The sequence below is a fragment of the Granulicella aggregans genome (assembly GCF_025685565.1).
In the GTDB taxonomy this organism is placed as follows: Bacteria; Acidobacteriota; Terriglobia; order Terriglobales; family Acidobacteriaceae; genus Edaphobacter; species Edaphobacter aggregans_B.
The window spans coordinates 441,333-458,744 of the sequence record NZ_JAGSYE010000002.1 but is presented as its reverse complement, the minus strand read 5'-3'; the positions used below and the strand labels follow the sequence as shown (position 1 = coordinate 458,744).

The 17,412-nt window shown below is 61.4% G+C and carries 15 protein-coding genes; 6 read left to right on the top strand and 9 right to left on the bottom strand.

What is annotated here, in order from left to right; genetic code table 11:
* Positions 1-114: 114 nt before the first annotated feature.
* The 3 genes from aceB to OHL18_RS11425 all read right to left on the bottom strand — a co-directional run bounded on the left by aceB (position 115) and on the right by OHL18_RS11425 (position 5,354).
* Positions 115-1,731 carry a malate synthase A gene (aceB, locus tag OHL18_RS11435; protein ID WP_263374984.1) on the bottom strand — a complete coding sequence of 539 codons (1,617 nt, stop codon included), beginning with the start codon at positions 1,729-1,731 and terminating at the stop codon, positions 115-117.
* Between the two features lie 96 nt (positions 1,732-1,827).
* Entirely contained in the window at positions 1,828-2,598 is a 771-nt protein-coding gene (locus OHL18_RS11430) for a 2-keto-4-pentenoate hydratase (protein WP_263374983.1), read from the bottom strand.
* A 14-nt stretch (positions 2,599-2,612) separates the two neighbouring features.
* Positions 2,613-5,354 (bottom strand): PIG-L family deacetylase, encoded by a 2,742-nt coding sequence (locus tag OHL18_RS11425; protein WP_263374982.1) that lies wholly within the window; start codon positions 5,352-5,354, stop codon positions 2,613-2,615.
* A gap of 292 nt (positions 5,355-5,646) precedes the next feature.
* On the opposite strand from OHL18_RS11425, the gene OHL18_RS11420 reads away from it, so the two are divergent.
* The 4 genes from OHL18_RS11420 to OHL18_RS11405 all read left to right on the top strand — a co-directional run bounded on the left by OHL18_RS11420 (position 5,647) and on the right by OHL18_RS11405 (position 11,280).
* Positions 5,647-7,017: an APC family permease gene (locus OHL18_RS11420; RefSeq protein WP_396274379.1), complete on the top strand. Its 1,371-nt coding sequence runs from the start codon at positions 5,647-5,649 to the stop codon at positions 7,015-7,017.
* Positions 7,018-7,119: 102 nt separating this feature from the next.
* Positions 7,120-8,100, top strand: a complete 981-nt coding sequence (gene msrP, locus OHL18_RS11415) for a protein-methionine-sulfoxide reductase catalytic subunit MsrP (RefSeq protein WP_263374981.1) — start codon at positions 7,120-7,122, stop codon at positions 8,098-8,100.
* A gap of 215 nt (positions 8,101-8,315) precedes the next feature.
* Positions 8,316-9,011, top strand: a complete 696-nt coding sequence (locus tag OHL18_RS11410) for a protein-methionine-sulfoxide reductase heme-binding subunit MsrQ (protein ID WP_263374980.1) — start codon at positions 8,316-8,318, stop codon at positions 9,009-9,011.
* 28 nt (positions 9,012-9,039) lie between these two features.
* The gene (locus OHL18_RS11405) at positions 9,040-11,280 is read left to right on the top strand and encodes a DUF1800 domain-containing protein (RefSeq protein ID WP_263374979.1); all 2,241 of its coding nucleotides are present in this window, start codon (positions 9,040-9,042) and stop codon (positions 11,278-11,280) included.
* Between the two features lie 13 nt (positions 11,281-11,293).
* On the opposite strand, the gene OHL18_RS11400 is transcribed toward OHL18_RS11405, so the two are convergent.
* The 3 genes from OHL18_RS11400 to rplS form a co-directional block, all read right to left on the bottom strand.
* Positions 11,294-12,004: a PIG-L deacetylase family protein gene (locus OHL18_RS11400; RefSeq protein WP_263375747.1), complete on the bottom strand. Its 711-nt coding sequence runs from the start codon at positions 12,002-12,004 to the stop codon at positions 11,294-11,296.
* Between the two features lie 5 nt (positions 12,005-12,009).
* On the bottom strand, positions 12,010-12,795 hold the full coding sequence (locus tag OHL18_RS11395) for a ribonuclease HII (protein ID WP_263374978.1): 786 nt from the start codon (positions 12,793-12,795) through the stop codon (positions 12,010-12,012).
* Between the two features lie 90 nt (positions 12,796-12,885).
* Positions 12,886-13,245 (bottom strand): 50S ribosomal protein L19, encoded by a 360-nt coding sequence (gene rplS, locus OHL18_RS11390; RefSeq protein WP_281383454.1) that lies wholly within the window; start codon positions 13,243-13,245, stop codon positions 12,886-12,888.
* Positions 13,246-13,385: 140 nt separating this feature from the next.
* Here rplS and OHL18_RS11385 point away from each other — a divergent pair, with 140 nt between their 5' ends.
* Entirely contained in the window at positions 13,386-14,351 is a 966-nt protein-coding gene (locus tag OHL18_RS11385; RefSeq protein WP_263374977.1) for a glycoside hydrolase family 43 protein, read from the top strand.
* A 1-nt stretch (position 14,352) separates the two neighbouring features.
* On the opposite strand, the gene OHL18_RS11380 is transcribed toward OHL18_RS11385, so the two are convergent.
* Genes OHL18_RS11380 through OHL18_RS11370 form a run of 3 tightly spaced genes read right to left on the bottom strand, consistent with a single transcriptional unit; the run spans position 14,353 to position 16,213 of the window.
* The gene (locus OHL18_RS11380; protein WP_263374976.1) at positions 14,353-15,432 is read right to left on the bottom strand and encodes a gluconolaconase; all 1,080 of its coding nucleotides are present in this window, start codon (positions 15,430-15,432) and stop codon (positions 14,353-14,355) included.
* Positions 15,433-15,473: 41 nt separating this feature from the next.
* Complete coding sequence (locus OHL18_RS11375) at positions 15,474-15,986, bottom strand: phosphatidylglycerophosphatase A family protein (protein WP_263374975.1); 513 nt, start codon at positions 15,984-15,986, stop codon at positions 15,474-15,476.
* Positions 15,986-16,213: a DNA gyrase inhibitor YacG gene (locus tag OHL18_RS11370; RefSeq protein ID WP_263374974.1), complete on the bottom strand. Its 228-nt coding sequence runs from the start codon at positions 16,211-16,213 to the stop codon at positions 15,986-15,988. The genes OHL18_RS11375 and OHL18_RS11370 overlap by 1 nt, the downstream gene beginning before the upstream one ends.
* Positions 16,214-16,353: 140 nt before the next feature.
* Here OHL18_RS11370 and OHL18_RS11365 point away from each other — a divergent pair, with 140 nt between their 5' ends.
* A complete protein-coding gene (locus tag OHL18_RS11365) occupies positions 16,354-17,376 on the top strand; it encodes a YncE family protein (RefSeq protein WP_263374973.1) in 1,023 nt (340 codons plus the stop codon).
* Positions 17,377-17,412: the final 36 nt, after the last annotated feature.

Below are 17,412 nucleotides of genomic sequence, written 5' to 3'. Positions count from 1 at the left end.
ATGAATCGTTGGGAAGCGAGTCAGCATGGACAGAAGTCTAGCGCAACCTCCACGATTGCCAAGTAAGTTTTTCTGGCTCAGTAGCGTTTAACGGGCGTTTCTACAACGAAAGTTTCAGATGGATGGGGTCGTGAAGGTCTCGCTGGCTATCACGCGGGCGTAGGCGGGGACGGTGAGGAAGTCCTGGAAGTGTGGGGCTTTCACCAGCTCGCGCATGAGGAAGGCGGCGTGTTTGTAGCTTTCGAAGCGGGTGGCTTCGACGCGGATTTCGGCGAGGGCCAGTTCTTCGGTGATGACCTGATCGACAAGTTCGGCGGTGACGCGGCGGCCGTCTTCGAGGTGAGCGTGGTGGTGGACCCACTGCCATAGCTGGGCGCGGCTGATCTCGGCGGTGGCGGCGTCCTCCATCAGGTTGAAGAGCGGGACGCAGCCGATGCCGCGCAGCCAGGCTTCGAGGTAGCCCAGGCCGACGGCGACGTTGAGGCGGAGGCCGGCGTCGGTGAGTGTGCCTTCGGGGACCTTGAGCAGGTCGGCGGCGGTGGTCTTCAGGTCGTTAAGCTGCTTGTCGATCTGGTTCGGCTGCGGCATGATGCGGTCGAAGACCTCCATCGCGACCGGGACGAGGCCGGGGTGCGCGACCCAGGTGCCGTCGTGGCCGTCGGTGGCTTCGCGCTCCTTGTCGATGCGGACCTGGGCGAGGGCGCGCTCGTTGGCGAGGGGGTCGGACTTGATGGGGATGAAGGCGGACATGCCGCCCATGGCGCTGACGCCGCGGCGGTGGCAGGTCTTGATGGCGAGCTTCGAGTAGCTGCGCATGAAGTGCGTCGCCATGGTGACCTGGCCGCGGTCGGGGAAGAGGAGCGTCTTGTCGCCGGCGAACTTCTTGATGAAGGAGAAGATGTAGTCCCAGCGGCCGCAGTTGAGGCCGGCGGAGTGGTCGCGGAGCTCGTAGAGGATCTCGTCCATCTCGAAGGCCGCGAGGATGGTCTCTATGAGCACCGTCGCTTTGATCGATCCTTGCGGGATATCGAGTAGCGTCTGCGCGAGGACGAAGACGTCGTTCCAGAGGCGGGCTTCGAGGTGGCTTTCGAGCTTGGGCAGGTAGAAGTAGGGGCCGGAGTGGCGGGCGAGGAGCTCTGCGGCGTTGTGGAAGACGTAGAGGCCGAAGTCGAAGAGCGAGCCGGACATGGGCTCGCCGTCGACGAGAATGTGGGCCTCGTCGAGGTGCCAGCCTCGAGCGCGGACGAAGAGGACGGCGGGGTTGTCAGTTAACTTATAGGACTTCTGCGTCTTCGGGTCTTCGAAAGTTATTGTCCGGCGGATGGCGTCACGGAGGTTGATCTGGCCGTCGAGCAGGTTGTCCCAGGTGGGCGTGGTGGAGTCTTCGAAGTCCGCCATGAAGACCTTGGCGCCGCTGTTGAGGGCGTTGATGATCATCTTGCGGTCGACCGGGCCGGTGATCTCGACGCGGCGGTCGAGCAGGTCTTGCGGGAGCGGAGCGACTTGCCATTCGGCGTTGCGGATCTCCGCGGTATCAGGGAGGAAGTCGGGCTTTTCACCGGCGTCGAGGCGGGCCTGGCGAGCAACGCGGCCTTCGAGGAGCTTCTTGCGGCGGCCGTTGAAGGCGCGCTGGAGCTTGACGACGAAGTCGAGGGCCTCGGGGGTGAGGACGGTGGCGTAGCGGTCGGAGAGCGGGGCGGTGAGTTCAACGCCGGGAATTGCGGTGGTCATAGTTTCGATCCTGATCGGTAGACGTTTGTGGCTTCATCCCACGCATCGCGATGAGGCTGCGATGCATGGGGCACAGATTCGTGGCGCGGCACGCGGCTAGGCGAAGAGAAGTTCGACGCGGCCGGCGGTGCCGAAGTGGACGTTGACGTCCGACCCGGACATCGCTTGAACGAGGCCGGTCCAGCTTCCGGTGGTGATCCACTGACCGCGCTTGAGGCCGTGGGTGCGGGCCGAGCCTTCGTTGGCGAGGAAGGGAAGCAGGCGCATGAGATTGCCGGAGGTGTTGGAGCCGGTGCGCTCGATGCGGACTACGCCGTCGACGGATAGAGATACGGTCTCGGAGGTGAAGTCGATGGCTTGCCAGTCGGCAAAGGCAGGGCCGTAGAGGAAGCCGCCGTGCATCTGGAGGTCGGCGAGCATCGACATCCGCGTGGCGGCGACGGGGTCGGCGAGGCCCGACTCGATCACTTCTATGGCGGGGTGGCAACTGGCGATGGCGGCGACGATCTCGTCCATGGTGTACGGGGTCGCGCGGGGCGGAAGGTCTTCGCCGAGCTGGAAGGCGATCTCTGCCTCGAGCCCGCGATAGCGCGAGGTAATGCCGGAGAGCGTGCTTCCGCTGGCGGCGATCCAGGCGAGCGGCATGGGGGCGAAGATGGGCGTGGCTTCGGGCGTGGGCGCGCCAACCTTCCATCCGCCGATGGGGCCATAGGCTTCGGCGAGGAGGTCCTGGACTGCGTAGGCCTCTTCGAGCGACGTGGGCTGAAGCTCGGCCGGGAGGTCGGCGATAGGGGTAGCGGTGCGGCGGGCGTTGAGCAGGAGGTCTGCCGCTTCGAGGTGCTTCGCTTCGAGAGAGCCGGTGGTCATGGCTGTAGTGTCTCTTAATTCTTTGCGGTCGCGGGAGTGATGAGATTCACGAAGAGGCGGAAGGCTCCGGGGACGGCTTCGGGGAGCTGGCGATAGAGGGCAAAGGCGCAGTAGGTCCATCTTCCCTTGCCGAGGTTTGTTGTGATGAGGCCGCCGCGTTGCGGGTCTTCCTCCGGGTCGTGGGTTTCGGTCAACGCCGTGTAGTGCGAATCCCAGCTACCAAGGAAGCCGTGGCCGCGCTCTTCCACCCAGTTATTGAAGTCGGTGGGGGTGATCTTGTTTGGCGTGGTGAGGAATGGGGCACTGGCGTCGAGGAGTTGGACGGGGTCGGTCTCGTCTACGACCCTTTCGTTGCTGCCGAGCGACAGAGGGTAAGGAGCGTCTTCGGCCGTGAACTCGGTGGTTTGGTATTGCACGAGGACGTTGCCGCCGTTGCGGGCGTAGCCGAGCAGCGCCTGCGTGGGTGCGCCGTGGAGGTCGGGGTGGGCGGCGTAGGTGCGGACGCCGAGGATGACCGTGTCGTACTGCGCGAGCTTGGCCGGGGTGAGGTCGGCTACGGTGAGGATCTCGGGCTTGAGGTTGATGGAGGCGAGAGCTTCGGGGACGGCGTCGCCCGTGCCGGGGAGGTAGGCGATCTTTTTATTCGATGGCAGGTTCAGATCGACGGGCACGATGCGGACGGTGGCGGGCGTGTAGTAGTTGGTCCGGGGGAGATCGCCGTAGCCGATGGGCCGGTAGCCGACGGAGATCGTTCCGTCCGGGAGTGCAGCGCTGGCTTTGATGAGGGTAGCTCTGCGGGCTGTGGGCGGGGGCGTAATGGTGAAGCGCGTCTCATCTGCAGTCGCGGCATTGGCCGAGGCTGCAGTTGATCTCCAGCCAGTTGGAAGCGCAAGCGTTGGCGCTATCGCTGGGGTTGTTGCGGGAGTGAGGAAGGCGCGGATGGTCGTTGACGTAGCGCTGTTTGAGAGGACCTGCGCATGAGTGGAGAGGCTGAGACTTCCATGTGGGACGATGCTTACTGGCTGGAGGCCATTGTGGACGATGCGGTCAATCTCAAAGTCCACGCCGTTGTAGGTGTAATGCGCCTTGGCCACGAACGCCGGCGGAGTTGACGGAGCATTGCGCAGTGCCGCGTCATGCATCTGGTAGGAAGCCTCCTCGATGTTGTCACGGAAGAAATATGGTTTTGTGATGACTGAGGTCATATCTGGGCGAAAGTGCAGATCGACTTTGGCTTCAATAGACCTTTGCGGATCGTCGGGGCCAAATTCCCGACGCAACTCTGTGAATGCTTTAGTCCCAAAAGCACTTAGCCTCACCGGAAACTTGAGTCGAAGATCTGCGGACTCTGAGACCTGGACATGAACAAGCCCTAAGCCATTTTGCAAAACATCCGCGCCATCTGCCTCGGCATCGACTTGTGCCCCCAGAGCAAGCGCAAGAGCGTCATTCAGTTGAACGCGCTTGATGCGGAGTTCGTGAAGGGCGTCGGCTTTCTCCTGCCCCGTGAGCTGTGATGACTCAAGCGTTGAGAGGATAAGGTCAGTTCGTTTCAAGGCGCCGGCAAGAAGTTCGGGCAGTCGCGGGCGCTGCTTTTCGCTGGCGTTCCGGTCAGAAAGCTGTTTCATCTCAGCTTCTAGGCTTTCCAGTTGTTCGAGCTCAAACTTTGGCGCGCCTGGTATGGATCGTCCGATGCCTCCGATGCTGGTGTCGATCCCGTCGAAGAAGCTCGTTTCGTGTTGCGGCTGCTTCGCGAGCTTCGATCCATATCGGTGGTAGCTCACGTCGAAGGCACCCGCTGGGGGCACGCGGATGCCGCCGCCAATCTGGGACTTCTGCATCCCCAGGCCGATCCTTGCGAACTGAACGTATGTTCTCGGAGGCGCGGCAGGATCGTCGGAGAGGAGCTTGTCGGGCGTTCCTTCGTGGACGATGACGTCTGCCGTCGGCGTGGTGGTGGTGACCTCGCCGGTGACGTAGTTCTCGAACCGCGGCGCGGTGTACTTGCCGGTGGCGTAGTCGAACAAGCCCTTGTCGGAGATCGACTGCATAGGGACGCGGGCATAGACCTTTAGCGCCTGCCAGGGGAGGATGCCTTCGGCGATCATGTCGGGGAAGACGGTGGGGTCGGCGGCAGCCTTGAAGGCCTCCTGCGCGATCTGGCCGGAGACCTGGTGCTGGCCGTGGCCGTCGGTGACGCCGCCGATGAAGACGGCTGCGATAACTAGCGGGCGATAGAGGCGGATGGCGCGGACGGCGTCGTAGAGCACGCGCTCGTGGGTCCACTTCTTGAAGGCCTCTTCTTTGGTCTTCGAGAAGCCGAAGTCTACTTCGGTGCCGAAGAACTGATCGACGCCCATATAGCGGTCGGCGGAGAGAAGTTCCTGGGTTCTGAGCAGGCCCAGGGCGTCTTCGAAGTCGCCGGTCATAGCGTTCTGGCCGCCCTCGCCGCGGGTGAGGGTGAGCATGGCGACGCGTGCGCCGAGCCCGCGGGAGTAGTAGGTGAGCATGCCACCGTCTTCGTCGTCGGGGTGGGCGACGATGAGCATAAGCGAGGCGCGGGTGTTGAGCTTACGCAGCATCTGCTCGAGGCCGCGTGCGCCCTGGTCGATGGGCAACTCGCGTCCGTCGCGGGGCTTCACGCGCTCGCCGCGCAGGTTGGCGGGGTCGGTGAACTGCGGCAGGGGCTGCTGAGCGGTAGCCGCAAGGGCGGATGCAAACAAGGTGACAGTCGCTGCAAGGGCGCGGAGGGTCATTGGGTTAAATCTCTCATAGTTGGTAGAAGTTCGATGGCCGGGCGGGATGCGGGGATTCTTCCCCTTGCCGCAGAAGCAAGAATGTTAGGGTGTCCCATCCATTGCGCCGTTGTCTCTTGCGATGGGTGGGAACGTATACCGCTCAATGGGTAGGTTCAGGGAGTGGACTCTGTAGACGCAGATTCCCTTCGGGAATGACGAACAAAGAAGAGCCAGACGGTAGACTCAGAAGATCGAGCACGATGGGGCCAACTCGCAGCAGCTTGCGCGCACGCTGACGTTACGTGGCGCGGTGGCATTGAACATGCTGGACATGATCGGCGTTGGCCCATTCATCACCATGCCGCTGATTCTGGCGGCGATGGGCGGCCCACAGGCGATGCTCGGGTGGGTTCTCGGCGCGCTGCTTGCGCTCTGCGATGGGCTGGTGTGGGCGGAGCTTGGTGCAGCGCTGCCGGAAGCTGGCGGGACGTATCACTTTCTCAGGATGATCTATCCCGGAAGGCTGGGGCGGCTTCTCGCGTTTCTGTTTCTATTTCAGCTTTGTTTCTCCGCGCCATTGTCGATGGCCTCGGGAGCGATAGGGCTGGGGCAGTACGCTACGTATCTCTTGCCTGCACTGGCGAAGGGCGGAGTTACGAGGATTCTGCATGTGGGGGCGTATAGCGCGGGCGTCTCCGTGAGCTGGGCGACGGTGGTGGCGATCGCAGCGGTGGTGCTCGCGGTTGTATTGCTCTATCGGAATCTGGCGCGAATACAGGTGATCTCGATCGCTATGGGGGCGGTAGTGATGGCGACGATCGGATGGATCCTGGTGACGGGCGTGCTACATGCGAACTGGCATCAGGCGTTCGCGCTGCCTGCGGGAGCGTTTCATCTGACGCCAGCGTTTTTCATGGGGCTGGGGTCGGCGATGCTGATTGCTACCTACGACTACTGGGGCTACTACAACGTCACGTTTTTGGGCGGAGAGGTGAAGGACCCGGCGCGGACGGTGCCCCGAGCCATCCTCATCTCCATTGGATTGGTGGCCGCGATCTATCTGGCGATGAATGTGATGGTGCTGGCGGTGGTTCCGTGGCAGACGATGCTGGCACAGCAGAATCTGGATGCGCGGCGGGCGACGATCTCGCTGTTCATGGAGATGGCTTATGGGCCAATAGTCGGGCCAATGCTCGGCAAGGTTGCGGCGCTGCTGATCATGTTCACGGCGTTCGCGGGGATCTTTTCGCTGCTGCTAGGATATTCGCGGATACCGTATGCGGCGGCTCGGGATGGGGAGTTCTTCAAGCCGTTCGCGAAGCTGCATCCGACGCGCGGGTTTCCTTATGTGTCCTTGCTTACATTGGCTGCAGCGGCAGTCGTCTTCTGCTTCTTTCAGTTGAAGGATGTGATTGCAGCGCTGGTGGTGCTGCGGATTCTGTTGCAGTTCCTCATGCAGCATGTGGGCGTGATCTATCTCCGAAGGACGCAGCCGGAGCTGGCACGTCCCTTCAGGATGTGGCTTTACCCGGTCCCCGCGGTGGTGGCTGTTTGCGGGTTTGTGTACATTCTGTTTTCGCGGGCGAACTTCGAGCGGGAGTTGCTCTTGGCTGGCGTGTTGGTCGTCGTAGGGGCTGTTCTGTTCCTGGCGCGAAGCCGGCGGAGCCATCAGCGAGCGTAGGCGGCGGGCATCCGCGAGCGACCGCTGGCCGTATCTCTTCACAGGGGCGTAACCTTCTATTGCGTCCGCAATCTAACTGTTGCAGGGCAGGGAAGGATCACCATGTTATTTCGCAAAGAGCCCGATATTCGTTCGTCCGAGATTACGCCGGAGGGCGCGTTTAAGAAACACTCGCAGGACCGGCGGCAGTTTCTGGCCTCGGCGGCAGCGCTTGGGGCAGGTGCGTTCGCGGCGACGGGGTTCGCCGGGATGTTGAATCCGGCGACGAAGGTCTTCGCCGATACGCAGAAGCTGCAGACGGTTTCGAGTCAGTACAACGTCACCGAGACACAGACTCCCGAGGCGAAGGCCACGGCTTACAACAACTACTACGAGTTCGGAACGGACAAGTCGGCGCCCGCGCGTAACGCGCACACGCTGCAGACGCGGCCATGGACGGTGCAGGTGGACGGCATGGTGGCCAAGCCGCTAACGCTCGATGTGGACAGCATCATGAAGTACCGGCCTCTCGAGAGCCGCGTCTATCGCCACCGCTGCGTCGAGGCGTGGTCGATGGTCATCCCGTGGGACGGATACTCCCTGAGCGAGTTCATCAAGTTCTGCAACCCGCTGCCGAGCGCGAAGTATGTGCAGTTCATCACCGACCTGAACAAGAAGCAGATGCCGGACCTGCCATTCGGCTTCAGCTTTCCGTACTCCGAAGGGCTGCGGCTGGACGAGGCGATGAACCCGCTGGCTCTGCTGACGTTTGGCTGCTATGGAAACGTGCTCCCGAACCAGAATGGAGCCCCGATTCGGATTGTGACTCCATGGAAGTATGGATTCAAGAATGGGAAGGCGATTGTTAAATTTCACTTCACCGACAAGCAGCCGCACACGCTTTGGAACGATATGGCTCCAGACGAGTACGGGTTTTACGCGAATGTGAATCCGACGGTCGATCATCCGCGATGGTCGCAGGCTCACGAGCGGAGGATCGATTCGAGCCCTTTTCCGAAGACGATTCCGACGCTTCCGTTCAATGGATATGCGGATCAGGTCGCAGGTATCTATAACGGCATGAACCTGAAAAAATTTTACTAGCCAAAGGCAATCTGAATGATGCACTATGCCGTTCTTCCAGTAAGTAGCTGCAACTCCTATCTGCAAAAACTCTGCCACAAATTCTCTCCTCGAAAGTCCTCTCCGGCGGCCCTGCGATGCAAGCGGGCGGTCGGGGAGGATCCCTCCTCTTTTTCAAAGTAGTCATCTCTGAAATCAGGTTGCCGGAGCAGGCTCCTGGCTGGATACTCTGAGACATGCCGAAGCGCGTCATCTTTCTGCTGAAAGTCGTCGTTCATCTCGCGTGCCTGGCGCCGTTCGTTTGGCTGCTGCACCTCTACCAGAACGGATCGCTGGGGCTGCTTCCCGATCCGGTGAACTTTATTACCCACTTCACTGGCGACTGGGCGTTGTGGACGCTGCTTGCCTGCCTGGCGATCACGCCGGTGCGACGGCTGCATACTTCGTTGGGATTTCTGATCCGGTTCCGGCGGATGGTAGGGCTCTATGCGTTCTTCTACGCGACGCTGCACCTGCTAACGTACATCCTGCTCTTCTCTGGATATGACATTCCCACGGCGCTTGCTGGGGTGCAGTCGGGGCATCTCTCCGAGGTGTGGACGCAGTTCAAGCTGGTCTGGCCGAGGATGTGGGACGACATCCAGAAGCGGCGATTCATCCAGGTGGGGTTTGCGGCGTGGGTGATCCTGCTGCTGCTGGCTGCCACCTCGCCCTCCGCGATCATGCGGGCTATGGGAGGCAAGAACTGGCAGCGGCTGCACTGGTCGATCTACCTGGCAGCATGGCTGGGAGTGACGCACTTCTGGTGGATGGTGAAGCCAGGGGTGATGTCTCCGCTGAGAGTGACGATCGTGTTGGATGTGCTCTTGCTGGCGAGATTGTCCTATTGGGCGATGAAGAAGATCAGGGCAAGACGCAACTTGGCGGCCTGAAACAGGTTCCTATGAGAGAGGAGACTTCATGCGCCGATGTGGCCTTAAATCGCTGGTCTGGCCTCTCATCTTCAACCTTGCGCTGAGCGTTCAGAGCGGTTCGGCCGCATCCGGTCAGGACAGCTCACTGCCGGCGGCTTCCGGGATCAGGATGTTTGCAGGGAAGTCGAAGGTGCCTTCGACACCAAAGGGCTCTGCACTGGTGCCGCTGAACGAGCATGATCGCGTGCTGCAATTGCTGGATCGATTCACCTTCGGGCCGCGACCGGGCGAGTTGGAGCGTGTCCTGGCCATGGGAGGCGACAAGTGGTTTGAGCAGCAGCTCAAGCCGGAGTCGATCCCGGATGCTGCCACGGACAAACGGCTTGGTGACTTTCCGACCTTGAACATGAAGCCGGAGCAGGCCCTGCTGCTATTCCCTGACCGGGGCGCGATCGGAGCGGTTGCGGATGGCAGAATGCCGTATCCGACGGACCCTTTGCTGGCGTCGATGTACGAAGTACAGATCTACAAGTTCAATCAGCAGAAGGTGTCGAAGACCGCGGATGCGAAGGGGAACTTTCCTCCGGAACCGAGCGACGCGGAGAAGGCGGCGCAGAAGGCTGCAGACCAGGCGACGGCGGCGAGGATCGCCGGGGAGCTGTTCGCGCTGCCGAAGAACCAGCGGATGGCCGAGCTGATCAAGATGTCTGTCCCGGAAAGGATCGCGTTCACCAGCTATCTTGCGGGAGATCAGCGAAACCTGCTGCTAAACGACCTCACCCCGCGTGAGCGCGAGATCTTTCAAGGCATGAGCTCGAACGTGAACGCTGCCGGGAACATCGGGAACGAGCTGGCCCAGGCACGGATGGTGCGCGACATTCTTACCGAGCGGCAGTTGCTCGAGGTGATGACCGACTTCTGGTTCAACCACTTCAACATCTACATCAACAAAGACTCCGATCAGTGGTACACGACGACCTATGAGCGCGACGTGATCCGCAAACATGCTCTGGGCAAGTTTGGCGACCTGCTGGCGGCGACTGCGACGAGTCCGGCGATGATGGTTTACCTGGACAACCAGCTTTCGATAGGTCCGAACTCGATCGCAAACGGGGTGAACCCTGCGAATCCCAACTCGAAGAAGGGCAACAAGGGCCTGAACGAGAACTACGGCCGGGAGGTGATGGAGCTGCACACGGTCGGCGTGAATGGCGGCTACTCACAGGCCGATGTCACTTCCTTGGCCGCGATTCTGACGGGATGGACGGTCGACCATCCGGGACAGGCGGGCCAGTTCCTCTTCGATCCGAAGCGGCATGAGCCGGGGGCGAAGGACTGGTTTGGTTATCGCATAGCCGAGAACGGCGTGGCCACGAAGATCAGTGCCGCCCCGATAGTTCGTGGAGGAAAGACGGTGAGTCCTGCGGGATCGGCGAATGTGGCAGCGATTCCAAGCGTGCAGGGAATGAACGTCGATCCGGGCATGAAGCAGGGGCTGGAGGCACTCGCGATCCTGGCAGCAAGTCCGCAGACGGCTCACTTTATCAGTTGGAAGCTGGCACAGCGTTTTGTTGCTGACGATCCGCCGCCGGCGCTGGTCGACCAGATGGCGAAGACGTACCTCTCTACCGATGGAGATATCAAGGCCGTCCTTCGGACGCTGGTTGCCTCGCCGGAGTTCAACTCGAAGAAGTACTTCCGCAACAAGGTAAAGACGCCAGTGGAGTTTGTTGCCTCCGCCTTCCGCTCGACGGCGACCGATCCGGCTAATCCCGGTGCGCTGGTGAACACGGTCCGCGCGATGGGCATGCCGCTCTACAACGCGCTTCCGCCGACGGGATACTACATTACCGCAGACAAGTGGATGAACACGGGAGCTCTGGTTGACCGGCTGAACTTCGCCTCTCAGCTCACCACGAACAAGTTCTACAACCAGAAGTTCGATTCGTCGCGGGTGCTGGCTATGGGGCTGATGTCGGAGGCTGGACCGGTATCGGCAGTGCAGTCCTCGACGGAAGGGAAGTCCACGGCGCGCCCGAAGCTGACCTCAACGCTGCTCGCGGAAGAGGGGAAAGATCCGTCACCACCGGGCGTCGCGAGTGCGGGTGGCCAGGGGGTTGCGCTTCGTGTCCTCGAAGACACGATCATCGGCGGCCAGGCGTCTGCGAAGACGAACCAGTTGATCTACAAGCAGCTGAACGATCAACCAGCAGGAACGAGCCCTGTCGACACGTTGAATCTGCTGACGGCGCTGGTCTTGGGATCGCCGGAGTTTCAGCTGCGATAAGAAAGCTAATCCCTCAAAGTCCTTCGAAGAGGTCCGTCATGTGGCGGGCGGGCTGAGAGGACTCCGAAGCGAGGAGGGTGTAGAACTCCTGCTGGCCGAACTTTTCGAAGAGCTCTTTGGTGCTCTCCATCAAAGGCGCTTGCGAGAGGTGCTGGCGGAAGGCCTCGGCCTTGCGCTCCTGCGCGGTGGTGATGTCGAGCGAGACCGTCCAGGGCGAAGGCATGGGCGGCTGGCGGTCGGGAATTTCGAAGCTGGAGGTGACGGTGAAGAGACGTCGTGGCTGGAAGGGCTGGGCAAGGTCTGGATAACGATTGGGCCGGCCGGCCCAGTGGAAGGCGGCGGTGGTAAACATGGAGACCATCATGTGGTCGGCGTGGATGTTGGGGCCGCCATCGCTGCCGAAGGTGAGAACGACATCTGGTTTGAAGCGGCGGATGCGCTCGACGATACGGCCTGCGGCCTGGGGGAAGTTGGCGAACTCGAGGCGGCCATCCTGGTAGTCGAGGAGCTCGTTGTGGGTGACGCCGAGGACCTTGCAGGAGGCGGCGAACTCGGCGCGGCGCATGGCACCAAGCTCCTGGGCTGAGGCGGCGTCTCCGCGATTTGTAGCTGCTTGACCATCTGTCAGGCAGACGACGTACGTTTCGATGCCGCGATCGGCGGCCAACGAGAGCGCGCCGCCAAATGCATAGCATTCGTCGTCCGGGTGAGCCACTACGAGCATGAGCTTCAAGCCCAATCTACACACTCCTCTAGGTCGGTTGCGTCGATGATGGCGTCTTCGAAGTTCGGGTCTTCGTCGAAGAGCGTTTGTGTGACTTCTCCCGCCATTCGGCCGCTACTCAGTGCGACCGGAGCGAAGGTCTGGCGATGGAGCGGGCAGGGGCCGTGCTCCTTCAGAGCGCGGCGGTGTTCGGGCGTGGCGTAGCCCTTGTGAGAGGCAAGGCCGTACTGCGGGTGAAGCTCATCGAGCTGGCGCATAAGCGCGTCGCGATGGACTTTGGCAATGACTGAAGCTGCGGCGATTGAGAGACTGAGGGAGTCGCCATAGATCAGCTTGGTCTGGGCGCAGACGTGGTCGATGCGCATGGCGTCGATGAGGAGATGGTCGGGGTCGACGGCCAAGCCTTCGACGGCGAGGCGCATGGCGAGGCGCGTCGCCTGGTAGATGTTGATGGAGTCGATGATCTCAGCGGAGACCTCGGCGACGCTGACGGCGAGCGCCATGCTGCGGATCTTTGCGTCCATCGCCTCGCGGTCTTCGCGGAGCATCTGTTTGGAGTCTTTCAGCCCAGCCTCTGCGAGATGGGCGATGCGCTCCGGGAGGATGACGGCAGCGGCGACGACCGGGCCGAAGAGGGCTCCGCGGCCTACTTCATCCACGCCTGCGATGCGTTCGAATCCGGCATAACGAAGTGCCTGCTCCGGGGCGTCGCTGCAGATGAGCTGCTTCAACATGCGTTGCTTGGCGGCTGCGGCTTTGACGCTCTTCTTTTGCGATGGGGCAGCAGGCATGGTCACTTTGCAGTCTACAACCTTGGATTTTGCACACGCAGAAGAGGCCCCGATCTGTGGACCGGGGCCTCTACGAAGATGCGAAAGAGACTACTTGGTGGCGCGGGCGACTTCCTTGAGACGGGCAGCCTTGCCACGGAGGCCGCGCAGGTAGAACAGCTTCGAGCGGCGGACTTCGTAGGAGCGAACCTTGGTCACGGTGTCGACGACCTTGGAGTTGTAGGGGAAGATACGCTCGACGCCCTGGCCGAAGCTCATCTTGCGGACGGTGAAGGTGCCGTGCGGGCCCTTGCGCGAGGCGATGACCATGCCCTCGAATGCCTGGAGGCGTTCTTTCTCGCCTTCCTTGATCTTGACCTGAACGCGGACGGTGTCGCCAGGAGCGAATGGGGGGAGATCGGTCCGCTCGAACTTGGCGGCCAGCTTCTGCATGATGGGATGTATGGACATAGCAACTTTCCTGTAAAGAACTCGAATCCTTAGTGTACATAAAAAGAGCGAAGACGCGAAGTGAAATGCGGGCGAGGAATCATGGTTCCCGTCAATTTTGTTCAAGCTAAAGCCCGAAGACTCGCCGAGGAAGTGCTTGTATGTGCAGGATTGTAAAGGGAATTGTCTGGGTTTTTCTGGTTACGTGCGCATTGCCTGCCGTGATGGCGGGGCGGGAACCTGCGGCGATTCCTATTCTCCCTAACGCCGACCCATTTATCACGTTGAATACAGTGAACGGAAAGTATTTGCTGCTCGCAACCACTGGCCACAACATCACGCTCTGGCGCGGGCCGACAATCGAGACCGCAGCGAGCGAGTCCAAAGTCCTGTTTACTCCAACAGACGATCTCACGGAGCTTTGGTCGCCTACCATCTGGCAAAGGGGCGACAGATGGTGGATCTACTTCACCGCTCGGGCCGCAGGTAAGGAGCACGCCATCTACGTGCTGGAGTCAGACACGAAAGATGAGTGGGGAAGCTATACCTTTCGCGGCGCTCTCGATCTGGGGCGGCCAGCGATCGACCCTTCGATCCTGACTGTGAGAGGAATCGACTACCTGATGTTCGTAAACGTCGATCTCGAAGAGAACGACATCTCTATGGTTCGGCTGGCAGAGCCCATCAAGCCGGTCGGAGAGAAGGTGCTCATCGCGGAGCCGGAGTTTCCTTGGGAGAAGGGTGCGGGCAGCACGAAGAACTACCCGGTGGACGAAGGGCCGAGCGCGCTCTATCACGGCGACAAAACGTTCGTGGTGTTCTCCGGGTCGGATACGGCTTCGCCGTTTTATTGCCTCGGGCTGCTGACGTTCCAGGGTGGCGATCCGCTGAACCGTAAGAACTGGAAGAAGACCCCGCGACCTCTGTTCTCAGCCGCACCGGTAAATGGAGTCTACGGGCCGGGCAGAGGAACGTTCGCGCACGCGGCGGACGGATCGGAATGGCTGCTGTACGCGGCCAAGAGCACCGATGCGCCGACTGCGGCTCATCGGACGACGCGTGCACAACGGTTTACCTGGAGCGCGGACGGAACGCCAAACTTCGGGACGGCGTTGAAGGTGCGCTGAGCTACGCCAGCCTGCGGCCTTCGATGTCAAGGGCTACGTGGTAGAGAGCATCGCGGGTAGCGAGCGCAGCGCAGCCGTCTTCCAGAAAGGCTAGTCCGACGAGATTCGAGCCGGAGACGGCGAGCGAAGCCTCTTTGCGCGGCGTGATGCGGACGATGCCGCGCTGGCCATGCAGGGACGCGGCGACGTAAAGATTGTCATCGACATCGAAGGCCATACCCTGGGCGCGGCCAAGACCCTGGTAGAACATAGATGTCGTCCCATCAGGGGCAATAGCGTGGATTAATTGGTTAGAACTGGTCGTGGGACCGGTGACGAAGAGGGTTCCAGTTCCATTGAAGGCGAGATGATAGGCGGCCATGCTCGGTTCGAGCGTGGCGAAGACGAAGATGCTGCGCGGGGCGTCTTCGGGCTCTAGAGGGTCGGATTTGGCGGCGATCTTGAAGATCGTTCCCGAGCGGTCGCCTACGTAGAGGTTGCCTTCGGCGTCGAAGGCGATGCCTGTGGCTACGCCGAGGCCTTCGGCGTAAAGGGTCGCCTTTCCTTCTGGGGAGATGCGATAGATAGTGCCTTCGGCGCGGGAACTGGCGTAGAGCAGGCCGTCGGGGCCGAAGGCAAGGCCGCTGGGATTAAGCAGGTCGCGGACGAAGGGTCGGATCTGGAAATCGCGGTCGATGGAGAAGATGGAGACGGGAACCTGCTGGTTCCGCGAGCCGGAGAAGGTGGCAAAGAGGCGGCCATCGGCGTCGACAGCGGGGTTGGCGACGGGGTGGAGATTCTCGGCCATCGGAACTGCAACGCGCGCGTAGAGCGCGTTGCTCGAAGCTCCGTTGCGGTGGAGGACGAGGTCGCCGGAGATGCTGCCTTCGGGGATTCGGATTGTCGCGCGAGTCGGCCGCGAGAGAGCGACGGGAGCGGGAGTGTCGCCGATGGTGGCGCTGGGAAGGTCGGCATGGAGAGGCCCCAGGTGGGAGCCGTGGACTTCGATCTCACCGCCCGGCATGGCCGCAGGTGGCACGAGATGGTGCAGATGGGGCGCATCGGGCGATTCGGGTTTTAGGAAGTCGAGGAGCGAGGTCACAGAGACAGTGTAGAGGGAGAAGCGAGAAGGGAGAAGGGAAGTCAGCGGATCAGGTGGGTCAAGATCTGTGAGACGATCAGCGCCAGCACGCCTGCGGCGACGTCGTCCATCATGATGCCGGTGCCGGCGGGAAGGCGTTCAAGCTGCCGAACGGGCGGCGGCTTGAGGATGTCGAAGAAGCGAAAGAGCAGCAGGCCAAGGATAGCGTGTGGCCAATCTGCGGGAAGAAAGAGCAGTGCGATGAGCTGCCCGGCGACCTCGTCGATGACGACATGACCGGGGTCTTCGCGGCCAGACTCACGGGCGACGATGGTCGCTGCGGGAATACCAATGAGCGTCGCGATGAGAGCCGCGACAGTGGTGCCGACTGCGAGCGCGAACGGGGTGGGATGGAAGACGTTGGCCGCTCCGAACCAGAGGAGCATCGCAGCGATGGAACCGTAGGTTCCCGGACCGGGCTTCAGCAGTCCAGCTCCGAAGAAGGTTCCGATGGCCCAGGCCCAGAGCGTCTTGGTCTTTGAAGGCTCGCTAATTTGAATCTTCGAGTTCGCCACTATTCGCTGTCTTCGGAGCTGTGCGGATGACGGTTCGCGTTTGACCGGGCAAGCTCTTCGAGCAGGTCGGGGTCCTGGATGGGCGAGCTGATCTTGTAGTCGCCTGAGGCCCACTTGCCAAGGTCGAGGATGCGGCAGCGGTCGGAGCAGAAGGGGAAGTCTTCGTCGGTAGCAAGGACGACCTTGCGGCAGGTGGGGCAGAAGAGAGCTTTGGGTGCGGTGGACATGACCCTCTCATTGTAGAAGAGGGCGCATTCAGGTGAGCTTAATCAAAGCCGAATAGATTGACTGCAAGCAGCGAGATCCGCAGGCAACTGGATTCAGGAACGCAGGCGTGTCCTCGATGGCCTGCGAAGGAGAGCATGAGATGAAGCGATTGGTTGGCGTAGCGGGATGCGCGGCGGTTGCGCTGATGGCCGTTCAGGGGGTTGCGCAGCAGTGGCCATACAAAGTGCTTTCGACGACGAAGGTGGGTGGCGAGGGCGGCTTCGACTACGTCTATGCGGACTCGGCGAGCCGGAAGCTTTACGTGCCGAGGATAGGGACAGACGGAGCCGTCGCAGTATTCGATCTCGATACATTGAAGTATGCGGGTTCGATCGAGAAGACGAGCGGGCATGGCGTTGCCGTAGCCTCCGGGCATGGATTTGCGTCGAGCAGCCCGGTCGCGATGTGGGATGCGAAGACCCTGGCGCCGATCAAGACGATTGACGTGAAGGGCCGGCCGGACGGGATCTTCGCAGACAAGTTCAACGACCGCGTGTACATCTTCAGCCATGTCGATCCGAACGCAACGGTGATCGATTCCAAGGATGGGGCGGTGCTGGGAACGATCGACCTGGGAGGAGCTCCGGAGCAGGCGGTCTCGGACGGCAAGGGGCATGTTTACGTCGCGATTGAGGATAAGGGCAAGGTCGCGGTCATCGACGCGAAGACAATGACGGTCTCGACCAGCTTTGACCTGCAGGGCAAGGGCGATGGATGCGCGGGCCTGGCGATCGACGCAAGGCACGAGATCCTCTTTGCGGCATGCCGCGAGCCGCAGGCGATGGTGGTGCTGAGCGCGAAGGATGGCAAGATCATCACGACGTTGCCCATCGGCAAGGGGACGGATGGCGCGGTCTTCAATCCGGAGACAAAAGAAGTCTTCAGCTCACAGGGAGACGGGACGTTGACGATCGTGAAGGAAGAGAGCCCGACGAGCTTTTCTGTCGAAGAGAACCTGACAACGATGCCGCGCGCGAAGACGCTCACGCTGGACGCGAAGACGAACAAGCTGTATCTCATCTCCGCAGAGTTTGGCGCTGCGCCGCCGGTTGAGCCGGGGCAGAAGCCGGCAAGACCGCCAATGGTTCCGGGAAGCTTCTCGATCCTGACTGTAGGCAAGTAAATCCACGCGCAGCAGATGTGCGAGATGGGCGGGCGC